Source organism: Phenylobacterium sp. (assembly GCF_036263695.1).
GTDB lineage: Bacteria > Pseudomonadota > Alphaproteobacteria > Caulobacterales > Caulobacteraceae > Phenylobacterium.
On the sequence record NZ_DATAGM010000032.1, the window covers coordinates 1 to 5,332 of the forward strand.

Annotated in this window: 4 protein-coding genes; 1 reads left to right on the forward strand and 3 read right to left on the reverse strand. The window is 72.5% G+C overall.

Annotated elements, in window-relative coordinates; translation table 11 throughout:
* The 3 genes from VHK87_RS01235 to VHK87_RS01245 all read right to left on the reverse strand — a co-directional run.
* The coding region (locus VHK87_RS01235) for an efflux RND transporter permease subunit (protein WP_329633079.1) at nucleotides 1–954 on the reverse strand (954 nt) is incomplete at its 3' end.
* The gene (locus VHK87_RS01240) at nucleotides 951–2,072 is read right to left on the reverse strand and encodes an efflux RND transporter periplasmic adaptor subunit (RefSeq protein ID WP_329633080.1); all 1,122 of its coding nucleotides are present in this window, start codon (nucleotides 2,070–2,072) and stop codon (nucleotides 951–953) included. The genes VHK87_RS01235 and VHK87_RS01240, both read right to left, overlap by 4 nt.
* A gap of 2 nt (nucleotides 2,073–2,074) precedes the next feature.
* Entirely contained in the window at nucleotides 2,075–3,508 is a 1,434-nt protein-coding gene (locus VHK87_RS01245) for a TolC family protein (protein WP_329633081.1), read from the reverse strand.
* A gap of 193 nt (nucleotides 3,509–3,701) precedes the next feature.
* On the opposite strand from VHK87_RS01245, the gene VHK87_RS01250 reads away from it, so the two are divergent.
* The coding region (locus VHK87_RS01250) for a M28 family metallopeptidase (protein ID WP_329633082.1) at nucleotides 3,702–5,332 on the forward strand (1,631 nt) is incomplete at its 3' end.

Consider the following 5,332-nt stretch of genomic DNA (forward strand, 5'->3'; position numbering starts at 1 on the left):
GTTCGGATAGGTCTCCTCCAGCTCAGCTAGCTTGCGCTCGACGCGGTCCTCGACTTTGACGTCGCTGGCTTCCTTGGTCTTGGTGATCTGGAAGCCGACCACCGGGCGGTTGTCGAGGCGGGCTAGGCTCCGCGGCTCCGACTCGCCGTTGCCGACCTCCGCTACGTCCGACAGCCTGACGATCCGGCCGCCAGGGGCCGGCAGCGTCAGCTCGCGGATCTGGTCGACGGTGACGGCGGCGCCGAGCACCCGCACGTTCTGCTCGCGCCCGCCCACCTGCACCCGCCCGCCGGAGGCGTCGACGCTGACCTGGGACAGGGCCTGGTTCACCTGCGCGGCGGTGACGCCCAGCGCCGCCATCCGCACCGGATCCATGATCACGTTGATCTCGGTCTCGACGCCGCCGACCCGCCGCACCTGGCTGACGCCCTGCACGCTCTGAAGTTCGCGGGCCAGGGTGTTGTCGATGAACCAGGAGAGCTCGGCCGTGCTCATCCCCTCGGCGAGCACGGCGTAGGTGATGATCGGCTGGTCGTCGAATTCGATGCGCTGGACCAGCGGCGGCTCGATCCCGCTCGGCATCTCGGTGCGCGCCTGCTCGACGCGCGAGCGGACGTCCTCGGTCGCCTGCTGCAGGTCGTGCCCGAGCTCGAACTGGATCATCGTCGTGGAGACGCCCTGCGACACGGTCGAGGCGATGGCCTCGATGTTCGGCAGGCTGGCGACCGCGTTCTCCACCGGCCGGGTGATCTGGTTCTCCATTTCGGAGGGGGCCGCGCCCGGCTGGGTCACCGTCACCGACACCGCCGGGAACTCCACGTTGGGGAAGTTCTTGATGGGCAGCATCAGGTAGGCGAACACGCCCCAGATCAGCAGCGCGATGAACAGCACCGTGACGGGCAGGGGATTGCGGATCGCCCAGGCGGAGATCTTCAGCTGGCGGACGTCATTCATCGCTTGGCCGCCGGTTGGGAAGCCACCTTGGCGGCGGGCGCCGCGGCGGCCGGGGCCGCCTGGACCGGTTTGACCACATCGCCCGGCAGAACCAGCGAAGCGGCGCGCTGCAACACGCGCGAGCCCGCGGCGGGGCCGCTGACCAGCTCGACGAAGCCGCCGCCGCGGGCGCCGGTCTTCACCGCCACCTGGCGGACCCGGTTGTCCGCGCCGACCACCATCACCGAGGCGCCGTCGGCGTCGTAGCGGATCGCCGACTCCGGCACCGCGAGCACCGGATTGACGCCGCTGGCGAAGTTGGCGCGGGCGAAGCCGCCGGACCGCACCTGCGGGTGCGGCGGCAGGCTGACGCGCACGGCCCCCAGTTGAGTCTCCGGATTGATCGACGGATCGATCAGCCGGATCGTGCCCTGGACGGTGGCGCCGCCGGTCAGCTCCACCGTCACCGCCTGGCCGGCCCGGACGCGGGCCAGGTCGGCCTCGGCCAACTGGGCCTCGAGCTCGATCTGGCCGTCGCGGGCGATGCGGAACCAGGGTGTCGCCCCGCCGGCGGCGAGGTCGCCTGGCCGGACGGTGCGCTCCAGCACCAGCCCCGCCACCGGGGCGGTGACCGCCAGCTTGGCGGCGCGGGTGCGCAGGTCGCGCAGGGCCGCCTGCTGGGCGGCGGCGGTTGCCCGGGCGGCTCTCGCGGCGAACTGCCGGCCCTGCACGTCTTCCTTGGAGAGCACGCCTTGCGTGTCGAGGCCTTGAACGCGGGCGGCTTCGGCCTGGGCCCGCTCGGCCTGCACCTGCGCCTGCTGCGCCTGGGCGGCCTGCTGGGCGACCTGGGCCTCGATGAGCGCCGGGTCGAGCTGGGCCAGGGTCTGGCCCCGGCGCACATAGGCGCCCTCCTCCACCAGCACGCGCGAGACGCGGTAGCCGGTCACCTCGGGCGCGACGGCGGCCTCCTCCCGCGGGATCAGCGGGCCGGAGGCGGAGAGGGTGCCGGCCAGCACGCGCGGCTCGACCGTCACCACGTTGACGGCGCGGGCCTGGGCGTCGGCCTTGGGCGCAGCCGCCTCAGGGCTGTGGCAGGCGGCCAGGGCCAGCAGGCTTACCGCCAGAACGATGGATCGCATTCTCATCCCCCTCCCCCAGGGGCGCTGGCGGTGGACGCGGGCCAGCCGCCTCCGACCGCCTGATAAGCCTGCACCGCCCGGCGCACCGCCTGCACCTGGGCGGCGGTGAGCTGCGAGCGGGTCGCCCGCCATGCCTGCTCGGCCGACAGCGCCGTCTGCAGGTCGCCCAGCCCTCTGGAATATCGGATCCGCGCCGCCTCGTAGGCGCGCTGCGCCCGGCGCTCGCCCTCGGTCAGCAGCGCCACGCGTCGGCGGTCGGCGTCGAGCCGAACCAGGGCGTTCTCGGCCTCGCCGTAGGCGGTCTGCACCGCCCGCTCGTAGGTGAGCGCCGCCTGCTCGGTGCGCGCGTCCTGGGCGCGCAGCTCGGCCAGCAGGCGCGGGATGTCCAGCACCGGAATGGTGACGCCCGCGCCGATGCTCCAGCTCGAGGAGGTGGACTCGAAGCTCGGCTGCACCTGGCGCTGGATCCCCAGGCCGGGCGTCAGGGTGAAGGTCGGGAAGAAGGCCTTGGCGGCCAGGTCCTTGCGGCCCAGCTGGCCCCGGAAGCGGGCCTCGGCCTCGCGCACGTCGGGGCGGCGGGCCAGCAGCTCGCCCGGCAGGGTGCGCGGCGCAGGCGGCGCCTCGCCGACGCTGGCCGGCACGGTCAGGTCGGCCAGGGGGTCGGTCCCCCGTCCCACCAGCACCAACAGCGAGCGCCGGGCCGCCTGCAGCTCGCCCTGCAGCGCCTGCACCTGGCTCTCGGCCTGGGCGAGGTCGCCGGCCACCCGGTCGGCGTCGGACGTCGCGCCGAGGCCGCGCTCGGCGCGGATGCGGGCGATCTCCAGGAGCTCGCGCTGGATTCGGGCGGTCTCCTCGGCCTCACCCAGTTGGATCGCCAGGCCGCGGGCCTGGAAGTAGGCGTCGGCGACCGCCGCGGCCAAGCTGGCCCGCGCGCCTTCGAAGGCGAAGCGGGCGGCGGCCACGTCGGCGCGGGTGGCGCGGTTCGCGGCGAAGATCCGCCCGAACAGGTCGATCTCCCAGCTGACGTTGAAGTTCGCCTGGTATTGCTCGCTGGTCCCGCTGGTGGAGAAGCCTGGGATGTCCACCGCCGTGCCTTCCAGCTGCTCGGTCTCGGTCCGGCGGCCCGAGCCGGTCAGATTGCCCTGCGGCAGGAAGGCGGTGAGCTGGCTGCTGCGCACCGCGCGGGCCTCGGCCAGGCGGGCGGCGGCGATGCGGGCGTCGAATCCCTCCACCAGGGCGCCTTCGATCAGCGCGGTGAGCTGCGGGTCGCCGAAGGCGGTCCACCAGCGGTCGAGCTCCACGGCGCCCGCCACGGGCGCAGGCGCCTCGAAGGCGGCCGGGAGGGCGACCTCGGGCTGGCGATGGCCCGTGGCGCAGGCCGTGAGGGCCAGCGCGGCCAGCGCAGCCGCCGTGGCTGCAGGCGATGGAAGGCGCATCTTGTCTTACGTCTTTGGCTTCGGGCGCGTCCGCCCGATGAGGGCGCCGTTCTCCACCACACCGCGGCTTCAGGCAAATTACAGTAACGATACGTTGTAAATCCGTTTACTCATTCTGTGCCTGGCGGGACACAGGGGCAGGAGCATGCGGCGAAGCTTGGCGTGCGGGGCTGGCTCGCCTACAGGCTTTGGCATGCGCTCAGTTTCCCTAGCCCTGATCCTCGCCCTGGCCGCCCAGTCCGCCGCCGCCCAGACCGTCTCGACCGACCGGCTGAAGGCGCACGTGGAGACCCTCGCCTCCGACGCCTTCGAGGGCCGCGCGCCCGCGACGCCCGGCGAGACCAAGACCGTCGACTACATCGTCTCGCAGCTCAAATCCGCGGGGCTGAAGCCGGGCGGCGAGCTGAAGGACGGCGCCCGGACCTGGATCCAGGACGTGCCGCTGGCCCAGTTCGACATCTCCGGGCCGGTGTCCGTCCGCGTCGCCGCGGGCGGAAACCTGGCCTGGGAGCAGGGCCGCGAGGTCGCTCTGCGCGCCTCGCAGCTGACCACCGCCGTCGACGTCACGGACGCGCCGATCGTCTTCGTCGGCTACGGCGTGCACGCGCCGGAGCGGAACTGGGACGACTTCAAGGGTGTCGACCTGAAGGGCAAGATCGCGCTGGCGCTCGTCAACGACCCGGACTTCGAGACCGGCCAGGGCGACTTCGGCGGCAAGGCCATGACCTGGTACGGCCGCTGGCCCTACAAGTACGAGGAGGCCGCCCGCCAGGGCGCGCTCGGCCTGCTGGTCATCCACGAGACCGCCCCGGCCTCCTACGGCTGGGAGACGGTGAAGAACTCCAACACCAACACCATAATCGACGTGATCCGGGAAAATCCGGGCGAGGTCCACCCGGTGCTGGAGGGCTGGATCCAGCGCGAGGCCGCCGCCGAGCTGATGCGCCGCTCTGGCCACGACTTCGATCAGCTAAAGCGCGCCGCCCAGAGCCGCGACTTCCGGCCGGTGCCGCTGAACGCCAAGGCGACCATCGCCTTCCCCGTGAAGGCCCAGCAGGTGGTCAGCCGCAACGTGATCGGCCTCGTCCCCGGCAAGACCCGCCCGGACGAGGTGGTGCTCTACACCGGTCACTGGGACCACCTGGGCGTCGCCCTGCCCGACGCCACGGGCGATGCGATCTACAACGGCGCGGTGGACAACGGGACCGGCATCGCCGCCCTGCTGGAGATCGCCCGCGCCTTCGCCACCGGACCCGCGCCGGCGCGCTCGGTTGCGTTCGTGGCCCTGACCGCCGAGGAGAAGGGGCTGATCGGCTCGGAGTACTACGCTCTCAAGCCCGTCTATCCGCTCGCCAAGACCGTCGGGGTGATCAACATGGATGCGCTCAAGCCCCTGCCGCCGGCCAGCGACTTCACCACCTCGGGCGATGCGCCGGTGACCCTGCGCGACGAGCTGATCGCCATCGCCAAGGGCCGTGGGCGCACCTACAGCCCCGATCCCCGGCCCGAGGCGGGCAGCTTCTTCCGCTCCGACCACTTCCCGCTGGCCAAACGCGGCGTGCCGGCCATCTCCTTCGGCTCGGGCGAGACGCTGCTGGAGGGCGGCAAGGCGGCGGGCTCGGCCTGGAGCCGCACCTACACCGCCGAGCGCTACCACCAGCCGGCGGACGAGCTGACCCCCGACTGGCGCTTCGACGGGATCGCCGCGGACGCCGAGCTGCTCTACGCTCTTGGCCGGCGGCTGGCCGACAGCGACATCTGGCCCGAATGGAAGGCCGGATCGGAGTTCAAGGCCGTACGGGAGGCGAGCGAAGCGGAGCGGCG

Bases quoted from the DNA above. Each gene is read 5' to 3' on its own strand.
- VHK87_RS01240 (WP_329633080.1), bottom strand. From the start codon at position 2,072: ATGCGATCCATCGTTCTGGCGGTAAGCCTGCTGGCCCTGGCCGCCTGC.
- VHK87_RS01245 (WP_329633081.1), bottom strand. From the start codon at position 3,508: ATGCGCCTTCCATCGCCTGCAGCCACGGCGGCTGCGCTGGCCGCGCTG.